This is a genomic window from Corallococcus sp. RDP092CA (genome assembly GCF_041903675.1).
Taxonomy (GTDB): domain Bacteria; phylum Myxococcota; class Myxococcia; order Myxococcales; family Myxococcaceae; genus Corallococcus.
This window is the reverse complement of the sequence record NZ_JAYESI010000027.1, coordinates 1-17,743: the sequence shown is the minus strand read 5'-3', so window position 1 is coordinate 17,743 and position 17,743 is coordinate 1. Positions and strand designations below refer to the sequence as shown.

General features: G+C 69.2%; 15 protein-coding genes. 3 read left to right on the top strand and 12 right to left on the bottom strand.

The window, feature by feature from the left end:
* Positions 1 to 34 precede the first annotated feature (34 nt).
* Positions 35 to 352 carry a hypothetical protein gene (locus U8525_RS25540; RefSeq protein WP_374268947.1) on the top strand — a complete coding sequence of 106 codons (318 nt, stop codon included), beginning with the start codon at positions 35 to 37 and terminating at the stop codon, positions 350 to 352.
* A gap of 3 nt (positions 353 to 355) precedes the next feature.
* On the opposite strand, the gene U8525_RS25535 is transcribed toward U8525_RS25540, so the two are convergent.
* From U8525_RS25535 to aspD, 7 genes are all read right to left on the bottom strand, one after another.
* A complete protein-coding gene (locus tag U8525_RS25535; protein WP_374268946.1) occupies positions 356 to 1,723 on the bottom strand; it encodes a hypothetical protein in 1,368 nt (455 codons plus the stop codon).
* A gap of 56 nt (positions 1,724 to 1,779) precedes the next feature.
* A complete protein-coding gene (locus U8525_RS25530) occupies positions 1,780 to 3,615 on the bottom strand; it encodes an ATP-binding protein (protein ID WP_374268944.1) in 1,836 nt (611 codons plus the stop codon).
* 298 nt (positions 3,616 to 3,913) lie between these two features.
* On the bottom strand, positions 3,914 to 5,101 hold the full coding sequence (locus tag U8525_RS25525) for a hypothetical protein (RefSeq protein ID WP_374268942.1): 1,188 nt from the start codon (positions 5,099 to 5,101) through the stop codon (positions 3,914 to 3,916).
* A 2-nt stretch (positions 5,102 to 5,103) separates the two neighbouring features.
* Complete coding sequence (locus U8525_RS25520) at positions 5,104 to 5,832, bottom strand: ImmA/IrrE family metallo-endopeptidase (RefSeq protein WP_374268940.1); 729 nt, start codon at positions 5,830 to 5,832, stop codon at positions 5,104 to 5,106.
* Positions 5,829 to 6,149 carry a hypothetical protein gene (locus U8525_RS25515; RefSeq protein ID WP_374268939.1) on the bottom strand — a complete coding sequence of 107 codons (321 nt, stop codon included), beginning with the start codon at positions 6,147 to 6,149 and terminating at the stop codon, positions 5,829 to 5,831. The genes U8525_RS25520 and U8525_RS25515 overlap by 4 nt, the downstream gene beginning before the upstream one ends.
* A 43-nt stretch (positions 6,150 to 6,192) precedes the next feature.
* Positions 6,193 to 6,720, bottom strand: coding sequence for an RNA polymerase sigma factor (locus U8525_RS25510; protein ID WP_374268937.1), 528 nt, complete (start codon positions 6,718 to 6,720; stop codon positions 6,193 to 6,195).
* Positions 6,721 to 7,000: 280 nt separating this feature from the next.
* On the bottom strand, positions 7,001 to 8,665 hold the full coding sequence (aspD, locus tag U8525_RS25505) for an aspartate 4-decarboxylase (RefSeq protein ID WP_374268935.1): 1,665 nt from the start codon (positions 8,663 to 8,665) through the stop codon (positions 7,001 to 7,003).
* Positions 8,666 to 8,871: 206 nt separating this feature from the next.
* Here aspD and U8525_RS25500 point away from each other — a divergent pair, with 206 nt between their 5' ends.
* Both U8525_RS25500 and U8525_RS25495 read left to right on the top strand, forming a co-directional pair.
* A complete protein-coding gene (locus U8525_RS25500) occupies positions 8,872 to 9,666 on the top strand; it encodes a GNAT family N-acetyltransferase (protein WP_374268932.1) in 795 nt (264 codons plus the stop codon).
* An 82-nt stretch (positions 9,667 to 9,748) separates the two neighbouring features.
* The gene (locus tag U8525_RS25495; RefSeq protein ID WP_374268931.1) at positions 9,749 to 10,435 is read left to right on the top strand and encodes an iron-containing redox enzyme family protein; all 687 of its coding nucleotides are present in this window, start codon (positions 9,749 to 9,751) and stop codon (positions 10,433 to 10,435) included.
* A gap of 21 nt (positions 10,436 to 10,456) precedes the next feature.
* On the opposite strand, the gene U8525_RS25490 is transcribed toward U8525_RS25495, so the two are convergent.
* From U8525_RS25490 to U8525_RS25470, 5 genes are all read right to left on the bottom strand, one after another.
* Positions 10,457 to 11,542 (bottom strand): LuxR C-terminal-related transcriptional regulator, encoded by a 1,086-nt coding sequence (locus U8525_RS25490; RefSeq protein WP_374268929.1) that lies wholly within the window; start codon positions 11,540 to 11,542, stop codon positions 10,457 to 10,459.
* 128 nt (positions 11,543 to 11,670) lie between these two features.
* Positions 11,671 to 12,120, bottom strand: coding sequence for a hypothetical protein (locus U8525_RS25485; protein ID WP_374268927.1), 450 nt, complete (start codon positions 12,118 to 12,120; stop codon positions 11,671 to 11,673).
* Between the two features lie 122 nt (positions 12,121 to 12,242).
* Complete coding sequence (locus tag U8525_RS25480) at positions 12,243 to 13,082, bottom strand: alpha/beta fold hydrolase (protein WP_374268925.1); 840 nt, start codon at positions 13,080 to 13,082, stop codon at positions 12,243 to 12,245.
* Positions 13,082 to 13,813, bottom strand: coding sequence for an alpha/beta fold hydrolase (locus tag U8525_RS25475; protein WP_374268923.1), 732 nt, complete (start codon positions 13,811 to 13,813; stop codon positions 13,082 to 13,084). Before U8525_RS25475 ends, U8525_RS25480 begins: the two co-directional genes overlap by 1 nt.
* Before the next feature lie 73 nt (positions 13,814 to 13,886).
* On the bottom strand, positions 13,887 to 17,743 hold a 3,857-nt coding region (locus tag U8525_RS25470; protein WP_374268921.1), incomplete at its 5' end, for an amino acid adenylation domain-containing protein.

The following is a 17,743-nucleotide window of genomic DNA, read 5'->3' as shown; positions in this document are numbered from 1 at the left end:
CCTGAACAACCCTCCTGTTCGGAAGGACGCCCCCATGGCTTCAATCGACGCACTGAGGCAACAGGCTCGCGCGAACTGGCGCACGTGGTTGGGGTGGGTGGCCACGCCCATCGCCGCGCTCCCGCTCCTGGGGGTGGGCGGCCTTCGCCGGACCGGCCTCGTGGATGAGCTGGCCGCGGGGGCCGTGGGGCTCGGCCTGCTGTCGCTGACGTTCATGGGGCTGGGAGGGCTCTCGCGGGCGCCCGCATGCCCGGCGGCTGGGAAGGCGTGGAAGCGGGCGCCGAAGGACTTCCCCATCTCTGGCGCGATGGTGCCGGAGGAGTTCGCCGCGTCCACGGTCTCCGGCTACTGACGCTCAGGGCCGGCGCTCGATGCCGATGGCGATGGAGGGGCCGGTGAGGGCCTCGCCGGTGCCGTCGGAGAGCGACACGATGCCCAGGCTGGCGGACAGCACGGTGGTGCCGGAGCCGCCGGTGCCCTTGAGGAAGCTGCGCACGCCCAGCTCGCCGAAGTTCCATCCGCTGGCCGAGCCGCCGCCCGCGCCGAAGAGGGACAGGCTGGGCGTGAGGGGCACCTGGACCTCGCCGCGCCCGGAGCCGAAGCGGAACTGGTTGTCTCGCGAGAGGATGGCGGAGTTCCACGCGAGGTGGAACCCGTCGAGCGCGCCGAGCCGCAGCACCTGCTGGAAGGACGGCCCCGCGTTGGAGTCACACACGGTCCGCGCATTGATGGGCTCGTAGGTGATGGGGTCGTAATCGAACTGGGGGCTGCACTCCTTCTGACCGAACAGCGCGCCCGCGCCGAGGCCGACCTCCAGGAACGCGGTGGAGTAGGCCACGGCGACATAGGCGGAGCCCGGCGTATGGCGCAGGCCGGTGCCCAGGCCGAAGCCCACCGGATCCAGCTGGGCGCTCAGCACCAGGGGCAGGTCGCCCGGCCGCCAGGCGATGAACGCATCCAGGAGCAGGCCGCCCGCGCGAGCGGACCTGCCCGCGCGCGTCCTCGCGTCCAGCGCGAGGAAGGGGCGGGCGTGGAAGCCGTAGCGCAGGCGCGGCACGCCGGGCTCGGGGAAGAAGAGGCGCGCGGTGGCGGGGGCGTCGGTGACGACGGCGGTGTCCCCCACGCGCACGGTCTCCCCGCGGCCCAGGCGGGCGACGGCGGAGTCCTCGCGCGACTCGATGACCTTCAGCACCACCTCGCGGGAGTCCTGCGTGCGCACGCGGACGCGGGTGCCTTCCGTCAGGCCGACCTGCGCGCCTCTGGAGAGCATCACGTCGCCGTCATGCACGGCGGTGACGGTGACCCGGGCCGAGGAGGGGACGGACGCGGGCGGTGGCGCCTGGGGCGGCGGCGTCTGCGTGACGACGGTGAGGTCGCGCGCGGAGCCCAGCGCGGCGGCGAGCGAGTCCGGCTGGGGCTGCTCCGGCGTGGCGAGCGAGAACGCATGGGCCTCCTCGCGCTGCTCGATGGCGAGGAGTGACTGTCCCACGACGACGAGCCGCACGAAGCGGCGGCCCTCTTCGACGCGCCGCACGAGCTGGGGGGCCGGGCCCTCCAGCTTGAGTACGGCGATGCCGCCCCGTGCGAGCGCGGCGTAGGTGACGCCCTGGTGGACGACGGAGTCGAGGACAGGACCCAGGCCCAGTTCTTCCGCGGCACGTGAAGCGGGGGACGCGGGAGCCTGGGCGACGATGACGGAGGCGAGGAGCGCGGAGCCGAGCATGACAGCCGGCTCTATATCGCCCCTGCCTCCGTCTGTTCGTGGACTTTGAGTCAACGCTAGTCGACGAGCAGCCGCTTCACGGGCGCGGGGTCCACGGCCACCATCAGGGGCCGGGTGAAATTGCTGAAGGACACCAGGGCTTGACCTGGCGCGAGCCGGGAGACCCGGTTCCACAGGCTCTCATCGATGCTGCCCACGCTCTTCTTCAGCTGGTTGATGACGGCCCCATCCGTGATTTTGTGGATGATGAAGTTGTTGAGCAGGGCCAGCACTTCGGGCGGGAGGTGCTGCGGCAATTGCGTGACGAAGACGAGCCCCAGCCACCGCTTGCGGCCCCGCTTGGCGATGCGCGCCACTTGTTCGAACAGCACGGGCATCTGCGAGATGCGGCTGGTGGATAGGAACTCGTGGGCCTCCTCGATGATGATGAGCACCGGCGTGACGGGCGCGTTCCGCTTGGCGGCCTCCTGGTAGCGCTGCTCCTGGTGCTCCTGGAGTCCACGCAGGATGTCCGCGATGACCAGGTTGTTCAGCTGCGGCGAGTCCGTATTCGACAGGTCGATGACCGACACCCGCCCGGCCTGGAGCATGGAGTCGTAGTCCACGCCATCGGTGTTCTCGACGTCGAAGACCTTCAGTCGCTTCAGCAGCTGAAGCTTGTTGCCCAGGGTCCTCCAGCTCGGCTCGCTGCTGCTCTTCTGTGCCATGATCCGCGCCTTCACCAGGTGCGGCTTGCCCCGGAACTCACTGAGGAGCGGCGGACCCCTTGATACGGTGGATGCTTCCTCGGCGCCGTCTTCCTCCTCGCCCTCCGGCTCTGGATCCGCTGCTCGCCTGCGCCCGCCGCTTGCGGCCTTCTTGGCCTTTCCCTCGCTGCCCAGGCTGTATGTATAGGCATTCACGACATCCAGGATGTGGTCGATGGTCATCCGTGGGTAGCCGGTGTCCTGCTCGTCCACCTCCAGGACCTGCTGCTTCTCGGCCTCGGTCCTGGGGAAGATCTTGAAGTCCTCCAGGAGCAGCTTGGTGACGTCAAAGGCGCGCAGGAACCGCTCATGCTGCGCGTCCGACATGCTCAGGATTTCCGAGATGGCATAGGGCGACAGGCTGGAGAACTTCAGCGAGAAGCCGTGCCGCTGCGGATGCTTGGGATTGCGGCTGTCCCGGCCCGTGAGGTGATGGATATGCAGGTCCTCCACGCCTTCGGCCTTCTGCCCCCGCCGCTTGAGCATCTCCCGCATCGCGTCGTGGTCGGTGGGCTGGTCCACGTGGGTGTATTCACCCTCCACGTCGAAGACGATGGTCGCGATGCCGGAGCGCTGGGCGCGGTGGAGCAGCGTCGCGACGGTCGTGGACTTGCCTCCGCCCGTGGTGCCGATGATGCCCGTGTGACGGGGGAGGATGGCCTTGTCGCGGGGATTCAGCCGCGCCTCCATGCGCTCATACCCCACGACCCGGCCCAGGCTCATCAAACCGCCCACGCCCAGCACCTTCGCGCTCTCCTCCTCGCTCAGCACGAAGACCGGGCTCTGGGGCCGGGGCCGGAAGCGAGGCGGTTGCAGCACGCCTCCCACTTCCTGACCCAACAACTCGATCTCGGCACGGCCATGGTACTCGAACGTATAGGTCAGCTTCTTGCCGTGCGTGATGACCCCCACGGCCATCGTGGAGTTCGCGGGGATGCCGTTGGGCTCTGCGAAGGGGCCCCGGACCACGACCCCCAGGTAGTCGCGCTTGTCCGCGCGCGACTTCACCCGCACGAGCGTCTGGGAGGCCAACCGGTGCAGGTCGTCACGGGTCATCAACACCGTGAGCATGTTGTCGTCGCTGTTCGAGGTATCGAAGTGCGTGAAGCCCACGGCGTTCGCCAGCTCGGGGTCGGGTTGGGGCATCAGGCCGGCCCGGTTGCTGATGTCGGCCAGCTCACTGAGCGTCCTGGCGGGGGTCTGGCTGATGATTGGCCTTGGCGCGTCCTGTTTCTGCACGGGCCTGCCGTCCGCGGTGACGGGGGAGGCTGCCGGCTTCGCGACAGGTGGCGGCGTCCCCGGGCGGGCTGTTTGCGGGTTCACGGCATTGCCGGGCGGCCTGGGCGCAGGGGATTGGGCGGGATGATGGGCGCCGTTGAGAGCTGCGGTGCTTGGTGGACTGGGTGTCTTGCCGTTGTTCGACATAGTGTATGTCTTTCCCCCGTTACCGACGTGATTCGCGCTCGAGCAGATACTGGAGGTGCGCTCCTGCCTGCGCGTAGGCGTCCTGCACCAGCCCCTCGAAGCCGTCCTCGCCGAAGACGCTTCGGCAGGCGAGCTCCGCGACGTCCAGGAGGAGCGGGTAGCTCTTCTCCAGGCGCATGATGCTGTCCGCCATGGCCACGCGGACTGCCATGTGGACGTGCTCGCGGTGGGCGTAGAAGAGGCGAGGTGCTGTGCGGCTCGAGACCCGGAAGACGCCCAGGAGCACGTTCGGGCAGTAGATTTCGACGAACTTCTGCACCAGCGGGAGGCGTGGGTCTGTCTTCATCCAGTACTGGAACAGCTGCCTGCTCGGTCGATCCAGATTCTCGAAGACGATGTATTCGCCCGCATCGAGCGCGAGGCCCAGCGTCATCAGCCCTCGCTCCATCTGCGCACTGGAGACGAACACGAACTTCTGCTGTTCCCGGACGAGGCGAGCCAGCAGGGTCAGCGAAGCCTTCAACAGGCCGATATGTCCCGATCCGGTGAGCAGCTCATGCGCGAACGGATTGCCATGCCCGATGCGCCACTCCGTCGTCGCCTTGTCTACCAGGACGGCCCGCTCAGCATAGGTGCGGATGCCTCGCTGGGCGAGACGGGAGAAGATCTCCCGGTGGCTGACGGTCTTGGGATTGTGGCGGTTCGCGATGTAGTCGACGGCTTCCTTCAAAGAATTGGTGTCCTTCGCCGCCAGGTCCTTCCGGAAGAGGCGCTGGGAGAAGGTCCCCGCGCTTCCCTGATAGCCGACGGCCGCGACCCCAATCTGGGTGATGCTAAGGGGAAGACTTTCATGGGACACCGCAGTGCCGAGCACGGCGATGACGTTCCCGGGAAAGAGCAGGCCTTCGTGGACGGTGGTCAATTCCTCCGGGTGGGTCTGGAACACGCCTGCCTCCGCGGGACCATTCCTGCGTCCCGCGATCTGTGGGAGCAACTCCTTGCGGATGAGCTCCCGCATGCGGTCCTCCCGCTGGACCGAGGTGGAGATCTCCCGTTGATACCGGAGCATGATCTCCTTCGGGTCTATGCCAGGACGCCACGTTTCCAGGTCCAGCGTCTGCTCCAAGTCTTCACCGAAGGCGGACCTGAACTCCTTGTCACCCAGGAGGTTGGAGACGGCATCGTCGGGGGGTGTTTCGTCGGCCATGCTCACCTTTCTTCATCACCCAGGAAATCGCTCAGGGAGAGTTCATGCGCAGGGGGGCGCTGGCGCAGCATCCGGGCGTAGGTCCGTGAGGCCGACTTCGGCAGCCCGAACCGGGTCTCCAGTCGCCGGGGGCCTTCCAGGACAGACACCTTGTTCAGCTCCTCGCGCGCTATCTCTTCCGGTGCGAGGAGTTCCAGGGCCAAGCGGTCCGCCTGTTGCTCCGCCTCCATCACCGAGCCCGAGTCCGCGCCTCCCCTCGCCCCCCGGTCCATCAGGTGCACCTGGAGGCCCAGGGGGACGTCGCTGAATCGCGAGTCCATATACTCGTCCAGCTCCGGGTCCCGTTCGCCGTCGAGGACAGGCCGGATGTCCTCTCCAAAGAATTCAAGGGCCCGCGCCCGGGGCAGCAGGTGGTCGAGCACGTAGTGCGCGACCTCGTGGGCCAGGGTGAAGCGCTGCTCCGCCTCGGAGTCATCGCTGTCGAAGAACAGCGCTGCGGCCCCCGCCCGTGCCACCATGCAGCCATAGAGCCTGCGGTCGGTACCCCTCAGCTCAGCCGGCAGGTGGCGTTGGATGAGCCATTGCCGCACCCCCTCCACCGCCAGGCCTGGCATCCCCACGAGGTCGAGCGGATGGCGCAGCGGGGCCACCGCCGCGATGTCGCGGGGGAACCCCGGCGGGAAGGAGAGCCTGCTCGCCGCGAGGGCCTCCACCAGCCATTGCTCGCTCATGACTCGAATTCATCCTCGAAGAGCTCTTCGTCTTCGCGGTCCCGGGCCGCCAACTGGATGGAGACGCCCTGCACCCGCGTGGGCTTCGACAGGGCCAGTTGGACCTGGACGCGCCGGAGCACGTACGCGAGCTTCTGGAGGTCGACCTCGAAACGGTCCGCGATGGCCCGGGCCTGCTCCTCGAAGTCCGGCCCCTCTGGTGTCATGCAGAGGGACAGCCACTGGAGCACTTCTGGCGTACACCCCAGCCGTTGTACCAGCGAGTCCTCAGAGAGCTTCTCCATCTGTCGGTACTCGTTGAACACCTGACCGAGCATTCCTGCCTCGCTCGTGCTTCGCTCGGCCGCTCGCTTCAACCAATCAGGATTCGTCATCGTGTTCCTCCTCGAAGAGGCGCTTCAGCGCCTGCTTGAGGCGGTCCTGGTTTCGCTTCACCTCTCGCCGGCGCTCGAGCTGGGGCAGGTGCATCAACTCCAGCACCTCCGCCAGGCGGTCCGTGGACCGCTCCCCGGTGAGCATCAGTCGTAGACAGGCCTGGTCCTTTTCAGGAATAGCGGCCTGGTCGAGCTTCTTCAGAATCAGATGCACCTCCACGCGGGTCTCCATGTCCTTGTTCGGAGCTGGGGCCCAGACTTCGACAGCGCTCCCGAAATCCCTGTTCCGGATCGTCATGGAGGTGGAGGCGCGGTATCGATCCTGCGCCTTGCGCAGGGCAATTCGCCCCAGGTAGGTGCTCAGGCTGCTCTTGCGGGGGTCGTACCTCTGGGGCTTATGGAGGTACGCGTACACCGCGTCGATGGCCGAGTCGTTGGCATCGTCCTCGTTGCAGCCCGGGTTCCTCTTCAGTGCCCGGACCAGAGGCTCCATGAACGTCAGGAAGACGTCCACGGACGCAGTCTTGTCCCCGCTCAAGATCCGTTCGTGAAGGTCACGTCCTTGCGATGGACTGATCATCCCCCACACCTCTTTGACATGCGTGCCCACTTTCAGGCTGGCTACGGTCCATCCGGACTTTCGCTACAGGCCTGTAGAGTTCGACGGCGAAGCATCTCCGTCCAAGCCGAGAGGTTGGCGGCAAGGAGGATCGGTGTCTCTACCTCGGAGGTGGTACTGTCTTTGAGGGCGGTGAGTCGTTCGCGATCCCCCTGGATCGAAAAGGACCCGTGTTTCACTGCACGTGCGGAGGCGGCTCCGCTCGGGATTTCTTCCACGCGTCGATGGCTCGGCGGACTTCATCCCGGAGATCCCGGCCAATCCGTGGATACGCGTCATCCTCCAGGTTCGCCAATGACACACGGGCCGACCAGGGAGGTCCGTCGAAGCCGCTGCCGTTGAGCAGCACCACGCCGTGGCGCCGCGCCAGCGTGAAGACGATCTCCAATGGATCGTGGTGCTCCTCGACGAAGCGGACGAAGTCCTCGCCAATGTGCTCGCGACACCAGGCCTCCAGGTCGAGCGTCTGGTAATAGGCCGTGCGCAGCGGATCCTCGCGCAGCGGGAGGCCCATGCCCTCGAACAGGTCCTGGAGCCGGTCCTGGCAGATGCGCTGACAGGCCTTCTTGTAGCCGTCGTCCTTGTCCAACAAGGTGAACAGCGAGAACAACGTCATCTGGAGCTGCTGCGGCGGTGACAGCCCCGCCGTGTGGTTCAACGCCACGGCCCGGCTGTCCGCCACCATCCGGTCGATGAACTTCAGCCGCCCCGGATGCAACGAGATGGCGCCATACCGCGCCTCCAGCCGAGCGCGCTCGGAGGTGGGCTGCTTCGCCAGCAGCGCGTCCAGGATGTTGTCCTCGTGGAGCGCCACCACGCCCAGCCGCCAGCCCGTGCAGCCGAAGTGCTTGGAGTACGAGTACACCAGCAGCGTGTTTCGAGGCAGCTCCGCGGCCAGCGAACGGAAGCCGTTGACGAACGTCCCGTAGACGTCGTCGGTGATGATCAACAGGTCCGGCCGGTGCTTGCGCACCAGCTCCACCAGCTTGTGGACGGATTCCTTGCGCATGGCCACCGCGCCCGGGTTGGACGGGTTGACGACGAAGAAGGCCTTGATGCGCGGGTCCTCCAGCTTGCGCAGCTCCGCGTCCGGGTACTGCCAGGTGTGGTCGCCGTCCTTCGTGGTGGCGCTCTGCAGGATGTCCACCGTGCGCAGGCTGAGCTCCTCAAGATGGGGGATCTCCAGGTACGGCGTGAAGAGGGGCGCGCCCAGCGCGATGGTGTCTCCCTTGCGCAGCAGGCCGTTCGCCCTCAGCGACTGGAAGAGATAGGTGATGCCCGCGGTGCCACCCTCCACCGCGAAGAGGTCGAAGCGCCCGGAGGGCGCCCGTCCCGCGAACAGCTCTCGCGCCAGGTACTCCTGCACGATGCGCTCGGCGTGGGGGAGCATCCGGTCCGGCACCGGATAGTTGTCTCCGATGACGGCGTCCGCGAGCTCCCAGACGAACCGGTCCGGATGGAAGCCGAGCGTGTGCTCCCCATACGTCAGCGCGCCGCGCAACAACCGCACGGCGGGCTCGTCGTCGCTCGCGTCGAGGAAGTCGTGCAGCCGCCGGGCAATCCCGGGTGACCGGGGCATGCCCGCGAGCCCCACCGCGGGGACATCCCAGGCGCGCCGGCTCTCCGCGAGCGCGAACTGGCCCAGGAGGAAGAACGCCTCGCGCGGCGTGGCGGCGATCCAGTTGGGGTTGCCCCGGCCCGCGTTGAGCATCACCGCCTCGCGGGTCTTCACGGCTTCGTCCGCGACCTGGAGGAGCGCGTCCTTCAGCTCGAAGGGACTGAGCTTGCGCAGCTCACGGTCGGAAGGGATTCCCGAGGGCTCGGGCGTCTGCTCGGTCATGGCGTCCTCCTCCAGCGTCTGTCCAACTTGCGTCCCGCCAGGGGACGCGGGCCATGCGCCACGGGGTGGGGCGGCCAGGGGTGGCGAGCGGTGGGCCGGGCTCATCGAAAAAAGACAACCCATGCGCGCACTCGGCCGAGCCGCGACGAATGAAAGGTCGGGGCCGGACACACCGTCTGGCCAGCACCGTGGAAGCGAGACCCGCCATGTCCTCATTGAGTTGCCGCGTCGCCACTGCGCAGCGCGAGCTGGATGACGCCCTCCGCGTCCGTTACCAGGTCTTCGGCGAGGAGCTGCGGATGCTGGGGCCCAAGCGGCCGCGGGCCCCGCGCGAGGCGGACTGCTTCGACACGCTCCGCACCACCGCCCACGTCGTCGTCTACGCGGCCGGGGAGCCGGTGGCGACGGTCCGCCTGCTGACGCCCAACGCGGAGGTCGCCGCCTTCGCGGACACGGTGGTGGGGCTGGACATCGAGAAGAAGCTCGACCTGTCGCGGCTGGTCGCCCCGGGCCGCGTGTTCGCGGAGACCACGCGCTACTGCGCCATCCAGGGCAGCCCGCGCAAGGCGGTGCTGAAGCTCCAGGCGGGCCTGTACCGCGCGAGCCTCGAGCGCGGCGTCACCCATTGGATCGCCGCGGCCAACATGGAGACGGACTCACAGGAGGAGGCGGACCTGTACTACCTGGCCGCCGCGCGCAGGGGCTGGGTGACCGACGCCTTCCGCGTACGGACCCGGGACTTTCCTCCGCCGCCCGCGGAGCCCCTGGCGCCCCGCCTCACCCCGGAGCAGCGCGCCCGGGCCCGCCAGGGTCACCTGAAGGCCCTGCGCATGCCGCGCATCGTGTCGCTGTTCGCGGAGAAGCTGGGCGCGCGCTTCATCGCGCCGCCGCACTTCGACCCCACCTTCAATCGCTTCACCGTGCCGCTCGTCGCCGCGCTGGAGGCCATTCCCCCGGCCACCTTGAGGCTCTTCGCTTCGCTGGACGCTGAGGCCGCCTGACCCCGGGCCGGCTCGCGCCTCGCGCCTTCACCCGCCACGCAGCACCCACCGGGCCTTCGCGGGCCCCTGTCAGGAGACGTGTATGTGCAAGCAGCCCAAGCATGAGCAGACGAAGACGGACTGGCTGGACTCCCTGCGGCACGAGGCGCGGATGCTCGTGCATGAGCTGGATGCGACGCCGGCCGTCCGGCGCCTCTTCGAGGGGCGCATCCGCCAGGATGACTACGTCCACTACCTCGTCCAGTCGTACCAGTACGTGCGCTGGAGCACGCAGTTCTTCACCGAGTCCGGCGAGCGCATGCACCGCGAGGGCCGCAACCCCGCGCTCGCCGAGCTGCTGTTCCAGAAGGCGTGGGAGGAGCAGGGCCATGAACAGTGGTTGCTCAAGGACCTGGAGGCCCTGGGCTGGACGCAGGAGCGGGTGGAGCGCGCGCCCATCCGGCCCGCCGTGCGCGCCTACGTGGAGTGGAACCGCTTCACCACGCAGGCGGGCGTGCCCGCCGCGTTCCTGGGCACGGCCTATGTGCTGGAGTACCTCTCCGTGAAGCGGGCCCCGGGCTCGGTGGAGCGGCTCATCGCCGAGAGCGGCATCCCCCACATCCACAAGGCCGTCCTCTTCCTCAAGGGCCACGGCGCCGCGGACGGCGACCACGTGGCCGACCTGGAGTCCGCCCTGCGCGCGGTCACGTCGCCGGAGGAGCAGGCCGCGCTGCTCCACTCCGCCCGCACCACGCGCATCCTGTTCCCCAGGTTCTTCCGGGAGCCCTGAGCGACGGGCTCGCGGACCCCGTCACCGCGCCTTCTGCTTCCAGGCGGCCTGGTAGAGGAGGTCCGTGCGGCTCTCGATGCCCAGCTTGGGGAAGATGTTGCGCAGGTGCGTCTTCACCGTGTTGAGCGACAGGCCCAGGTCCTCGGCGATGGCCTCGTTCGTCCAGTTGCTGAGGACCCCCTGGACCACCTCCACCTCGCGCTGGGAGAGCCGCTGGCGCCACGGCTCCGGCAGTGGGATGGCCCGCGAGCACTCCTGCAACACCAGCACCCAGGGCCGGCTGCCGCGGTGCTCGGGCAGCTGCACGCACGTGACCTTCAGGTCGTGCTTGCCTCCCGCGCGCGTCCACGTGTCCACGCCCTGGGCCCGCTTCGGTCCCAGCACCTGAAGGCGCTCCAGGTGCTCGCGCAGCTCCTGGGGCAGCCGCGAGTCGTCCGCCTTCAGCTCCTCCGGGTACCAGCGACGCAAGAGCTCCGTCGCTCCCGGCGTCCGCAGCTTCTCGTGCTCCGGAGGGTCCATCACGACGTACTCGGCGCCCTGGTGGCGGAAGAGGGCATCCAGCAGGTCCCCTCGCATCGCCTCGTGCCCGAACAGGCGGCAGTTGCGCACCGTGTTCGCCAGGTAGGGCTTCAGGTCCTCGAGGAGGGCCTGCTCCCGCTCGGAGAAGGGCTGGGTGTGCTCGCGGTACACGGCCAGGCTGCCGTGCCAGCCCTGTCGTAGGTCCAGGAGCACCGCCATCACCTGCTCCAGGGGCAGCCCCATCTCCCTGCAGCGCAGGTAGAGCAGGCTGCGCTTCAATTCATTGCGCGCCCGCGCGTTCGAGGCGCGCAAGGGTATGTCCGCTGGCGGCGCTCCCTGCTCGGGTCCGGAGTCCACCGCGGCCAGCTCTGGGTAGTGGGTCAAGAGGATGCCCGGCGCCCCCAATCCCAGCCATTCATAGTCCCCAGGGCGCTCCGGCCTCGACACGCACAGCGCCGCGTAGTCACACGGCAGCAGTTGCGTGAGGATGCCCTGCGAGCGGGCCAGGACCTCCGTCAAATCCAGTGAGCTGGAGAGGGCCTGGGTCAACTCGAGCAGGAGCGCCTGTTCTTGCGAGGTGAGATTCATCCGACAGGCCTCCGTCCAACCGGTCCGTGCAAGGATTTACCGGTTGGGAGGCCCGGGGGTCTCTCACCCACAAGGGGTAGATGACGTCTGGCAATGCAAGGCCTGCTCAAGGCCGCGAGCCGTCATCGTCAGTTGCCGGCGCTGCCTTCCACGGGCGGCGTGCCCGTGGTGGGGCTCGCGGAGCTGCCCATCTGCTTGTTCCGCTCCCAGGCTGGCGGCGTCACCTCCATCTTCGCCCCCTTGTTGCCCGGGGTGCCGGAGTTCGGCGCGCGCGGCTTCGCGGCGGCCGAGCTCCCGTCCGTGCTATGGGTGCCCTGCTCGGTCGAGCCGGAGCCGCCGACGCCTTCGTCGACGTGCCCCGGCGCCACGGCGTCGTCCGTGGCCTCGTCCGCCGGCGGGAGGCCCTCATTCACGGAGCCCGAGCCACCCGTGGCCTTGTCCCAGCGCTCCGCGCTGTCCTGGGGCGCGTCGGTGGACGGCTCCTGCAGGGGCGGCGTCTCGTGGTCGGCATGGCCCTGCGCGAACGCCTGGCTGGAGAGGGCGAGTGCTGCCAGTGCTGCCATCAGGGGGAGCTTCATCGGTGGCGCTCCTTCGAAGAACGTGGGTGCTTCGAAGGTGGCGACCGTCGGGTGGGAAACAAGCGCCTGGCGCACACCCGGCCCTGCGCCGTGTCCCCGCTCGTGGGGTGGGCAGGCGGCCTTCAGCCCGCCAGGGCGCGCGGCGGCACCGTGCCCACGGCCCAGGCGGTGAGCTTGCGCAGCAGCTCCGCGCGGTCCTCGGGCACGGAGAAGAGGTGATCCGCGCGCGGATAGAAGGCGTAGGTGACGCGGCCCTCCAGCTTCAGCGGCGAGAGCATCTCGTAGAACTGGCCCTCGTGGTTGAAGGACAGCCCCATGCCTCCGGAGAACACGAAGCACAGGTTGACCCCTCGCTCCAGCAGGTGCCTGTAGTCCTGCGTCAGCTGCTCGCGGTCGGGGTACTCGCGCGTGTAGACCTCGTCGGCCTCGCCGGCCTCGCGCAGCTGGGGGGGCAGCTTGCGCTTGCGCAGGAAGCGCGTCCACCGGCGGGGGCTCAGGTAGCGCAGGTGGAAGCGCAGGTGATAGCCCACCGTCCGGTACGTGTACCCGTCGATGAAGGCCGCGCCCACCACGCGCGGATCCGCCACCGTCACCGCGTGCGCGCTGTCCACGCCGGAGCACAGGCCGATGAGCACGAAGCGCTTCTGGCCCTTCTTCTGCTCCAGGTAGTCGAGCGCCGCGCGCGTCTCCTCGCGGGCGCGCTGGAACTCGTCCGAACCGCCCTCGCGGCGGGGACGGCTGTCGCCCAGGCCGGACAGGTCGAAGCGCAGCGTGCTGAAGCCGCGCTCCGCCAGCTGCCGCGCCAGCTCCACCCACAGCCGGTACGGGCCCACGTGGTGGTTGAGGCCCACGTTGGACAGCACCACCGCGGGCGCCTCCGGCAGGGCCTTCGCCGGGTCGGGTTCCGTGAGGATGCCCACGAGGCTCTGCTCGGGGCCGAAGGTACAGATGCGCTCGCGCATCACGCGGCCTCCTTCAGGAGCGTGGTGATGGTCTGGAGGATGCGGTTGGACAGGAGCGCGGACTCCTGGCCGCCCGCGCCCTCCTCGGGCACCAGGTGGTGCTGGAAGGGCAGGCCCGTCCTCTCCAGGTGCGCCTGGAGGCGCTCGTACTCGGGCTTTCGCGCGCCGGCCACCAGGTGCGTGCGCGTCGCGGGCCACGCGGGCAGCGCGGCCAGGTCCAGCGCGAGGATGTCGTCGCGCAAGGCACGGGGGAACGCGAAGCCGAGCAGCTCCTGACGCACCTCCAGCGGGCTCTCGGGCTGGGGAAAGAGGGTGCGGGCGGCCCGGCGCTGCTGGAGCAGCTCCAGCTCCCGCAGCCAGGCCTCGCCCTCCACCAGCGGCTCCCAGAGCACGAGCGCGGCGGTGGACAGTCCCTCCATGGCCGCGCGCACCGCGAGCGCCGCGCCCAGCCGGAAGCCCACGAGCGCCACGCGCTGCACGCCCGTCACGTCCTGCAATTCATTGGCGGCGTGGCGGATGTCCTGGACCCACGTGGCCACGCGGCCCTCGTGGACCTCTCCCGCCGAGTCTCCCGTGCCGTAGTAGTCGAAGCGGAAGACGTGGAAGCCCTCTCGCGCGAGCATCCCGGCCAGCTTCCGGAAGGCCCAGTGCGTCAGCATGTACTCCTGGGCGGCGGGATAGCAGAGCACCACTCCGGTGGCCCGCTCCGAGCCCTGAGCGGGGTGGTGCATGCCGAAGAGTTGTCGCTCGGAGGTGCCAAAGAAACAAGGCGTCACGGTCTGATCATCTTCCTTGAGGGGCCGCTCAGTCCGAGCGCCCCGGCAGTTTCCCCTTCAGCTTATTGAACAAGCGTTGCGCCAGGGGAACAGAAGTCTCCTGCGTGGCAGGCTTGGGTTGCGTGACGGGCTGCGCCGTGGGGGCTGCGGCCGTGGGCGCTGGCGCCGCGGGCGCGAGCTGCGAGGCCACCTGCTCCAGCGTGTTGAGCAGGAGCGTGCGCGGGTGCAGCTCCTGGCTCAGCTCCTTCTTGACGCGCATCACCACCTGGAAGGACAGGAGCGAGTGCCCGCCGATGTTGAAGAAGTTGTCGTGCACGCCCACCTGCGCGATGCCCAGCACCTCCCGCCAGATGCGCGCCAGGTGCTGCTCCGTCGGCGTGCGCGGCGCGACGAAGGCGTCCTCGACCGGGCGCGAGGTGCCCGCCGGAGGCGGCAGGGCCTTGCGGTCCACCTTGCCGTTCGGCGTCAGCGGCAGCGCCTCCAGCTCCACGAAGTGCTGCGGCACCATGTACTGCGGCAGCTGCGAGCGCAGGTGCTTGCGCAGCTCCGTGTCCGTGTAGGCCTGTCCCGGCTTCGTCACGAGGTAGGCGACGAGGCGCCTGTCACCTGGGCGGTCCTCGCGGACGAGGGCGACGGCCTGTGCGAGGGAGGGGTGGGAGGCGAGGGCGGCCTCGACTTCGCCCAGCTCGATGCGGAAGCCGCGCAGCTTCACCTGCGAGTCATTGCGGCCCAGGTACTCCACGGTGCCGTCGGCGAGCCACCGGGCCAGATCGCCGGTGCGGTACATGCGCTCGCCAGGGCGGAAGGGATTGGGGAGGAAGCGCTCCTGGGTCAGCTCGGGGCGGTGGAGGTAGCCCAGCGTCACGCCGTCGCCGCCGATGAAGAGCTCGCCAGCGACGCCCACGGGGACGGGTGCGAGGTGCGAGTCGAGGAGGTAGAGCTGGGTGTTGGCGATGGGGCGGCCGATGCGGATGGAGGAGAGGGGAGGCTGGACGCGCCAGGTGGTGGACCAGACGGTGGTCTCCGTGGGGCCGTACATGTTCCAGAGGCTGGAGACGCGGGAGAGGAGGGCTTCGGCCAGCTCGCGAGGGAGGGCCTCGCCGCCGCAGAGGGCCTTGAAGCCTGGGCGGGGCTGCCAGCCGGCCTCCAGCAGCAGGCGCCAGGAGGAGGGAGTGGCCTGCATGACGGTGACGGCGTTGGCGTCGAGGGAGGCCTTGAGCAGGGCCCCGTCCGAGGCGGTGTCGCGGGAGGCGAGCACCACCTGGGCGCCTGTGGAGAGAGGCAGCAGCAACTCCAGGACGGCGATGTCGAAGGAGAGCGTGGTGACGGCGAGCAGGACGTCCTGGGCGCCCAGGCCCGGGGCCTCCTGCATGGAGCCGAGGAAGTTCACCACCGCGCGGTGTGGCACGCGCACGCCCTTGGGCTTGCCCGTCGAGCCCGACGTGTAGATGACGTACGCCACGGCTTCGGGCGTGACGCCGGAGACCTCGGGGGCCGTGTCCGCCTGGGACGTGGTGTCCTCGACGAAGAGGGCCTTCGCCGTGGTGGAGGGCAGGGTGCCCTGGAGCGCGCGCTGGGTGAGGATGGTGGAGAGCTTCGCGTCCTCGACCATGAAGGCCAGCCGCTCGGGTGGGAAGCCGGGGTCGAGCGGGACGTAGCCGGCGCCTGCTTCGAGGATGCCCAGCAGGCCCACCACCATGTCCACGCCGCGCTCGGTGAAGAGGCCCACGAGGCTGCCGGCGGTGACGCCCTGCTGCTTCAGGCCATGCGCCACCTGGTGGCTGCGCTGAAGGAGCTGACGGTACGTGAGCGTCACGGCGCCGGAGCGCAGCGCCACCGCGTCGGGGGTGGCCCGGGCCTGCGCGGCCACGAGGGTGTGGACGAAGGCCTCGCGGTCGAACGGCCGCTCCGTGGCATTCCAGTCCACCAGCACGCGCTGCTTCTCCGCGTCCGGCAGCAGCGGCAGGCGCGACACCGGCACCTCCGCGTCGGACACCGCGGCGCGCAGCAGGGTGCGGATCTGATCGAGCATGCGGACGACGGTGTCCCGCTCGAACAGGTCGGTGTTGTAGTCCATGCCGCCGACGATGCCGTTCGCCGTCTCCTTCACCCAGAAGCTCAGGTCCAGCGGCGTCGCGTGCGCGTGCACGTGCACCTGGCCGTAGGTGAGGCTCCCCAGGCTGGAGCCGCGGTTGCGCACGTCCTGGAAGGTGAAGAACGTCTGGAACAGCGGCGTGCGGCTCAGGTCGCGCTGCACACCCAGCTGCTGCATCAGCAGCTCGATGGGCATGTCCTGGTGGCCGAACGCCTCCATGCACGTGGTGCGCACGCGCTCCAGCAGCTGCCGGAACGTGAGCTCCGGCGACAGCTGCGTGCGCAGCACGAGCGTGTTGACGAAGAAGCCCAGCAGGTCCTCGACCTCCGGATGCGAGCGGCCCCGGATGGGGGTTCCCACGACCAAGTCCTCCTGGCCGCTGTAGCGGTGCAGCAGCGTCTTGAACGCCGTGAGCAGCACCATGTAGAGCGTGGCGTTGGACTCGCGGCCCAGCTTCGTGAGGGCGTCCACCTCCGCGCCGGTGAGGACGAAGGGCTCGGTGCCGCCCTTGAGGCTCATCTGCGCGGGACGCGGCTTGTCCGTGGGCAGCTCCAGCGCGGGCAGGCTCCCGGAGAGCTTCTCCTTCCAGTAGCGCGCCTGCCGCTCCAACTCCTCGCCCTGGAGCCAGCTGCGGTGCCACTCGGTGAAGTCCGCGTACTGGATGGGCAGCGTGGGGAGCTTGGGCTCCTGTCCCTGCGTGAGCGCGGAGTAGATGATGTCCAGGTCGCGCAGGAACACGTCGAACGACCACCCATCCCAGATGAGGTGATGGGGCATGAAGAAGAGGACGTGCTCGGCGGCGCCCAGCCGGTACAGCGTCAGCCGGAACAGCGGCGGCGCGGTGATGGGGATGGACTCGTCCGCCAGCGCCTGGAGGCGGCGCAGCAGGTCCTCCTCGCGCTGGTGCGCGGGGACGGGCTCCAGGTCCACCGGCTCCAGCTCCACCGTCAGGGACGGGGCCACGTGCTGCACCGGCGTGCCCTCGTCCCACCGCACGAAGGTGCGCAGCGACGCCTGGCGCTCCAGCAGCTTGTTGAAGCTGAAGCGCAGCGCGCCCACGTCCAGCGCGCCGTGGAGGCGGAACGCGGAGGGCAGGTTGTAGACGGCCGTGCCCGGGTTGAGCTGCTCCAGGAACCACAGCCGCTGCTGCATGAGGGACAGCGGCGCGGGCGCGGTGCCCGCACGGGGCGAGATGCGCTGCGCGGGGCTCGCGGCCCCGTCAGCGCCGCGCACCAGCCGGGCCAGCTTCTCCACGGTGGGGGCCTCGAACATCCGGCGCAGCGTGAGGCTGACGTCCAGGTCGCGGCTCGCGCGCGTGAGGGCCTGCGACGCGAGCAGCGAGTGGCCGCCCAGGCGGAAGAAGTCCGCCGTGACGCTCACCCGGCGCAGCCCCAGCACGTCCGCGAAGATGGCCGCGAGCTTCTGCTCCGTCTCGTCGCGAGGCGCGACGTAGGCGTCCTCCTGCGACTCCACCTGCGGTGACGGCAGGGCCTTGCGGTCCACCTTGCCGTTCGGCGTGAGCGGCAGCGCGGGCAGGGCCACGAAGTGCTGCGGCACCATGTACTCCGGCAGCCCCTGCTTCAGATGCGCGCGCAGGGCTTCGTCCGCCGGAACCGCCTGACCGGGCCGAGCGATGAGGTAGGCGACGAGGCGCCTGTCGCCGGGGCGGTCCTCGCGGACGAGGGCGACGGCCTGTGCGAGGGAGGGGTGGGAGGCGAGGGCGGCCTCGACTTCGCCCAGCTCGATGCGGAAGCCGCGCAGCTTCACCTGCGAGTCATTGCGGCCCAGGT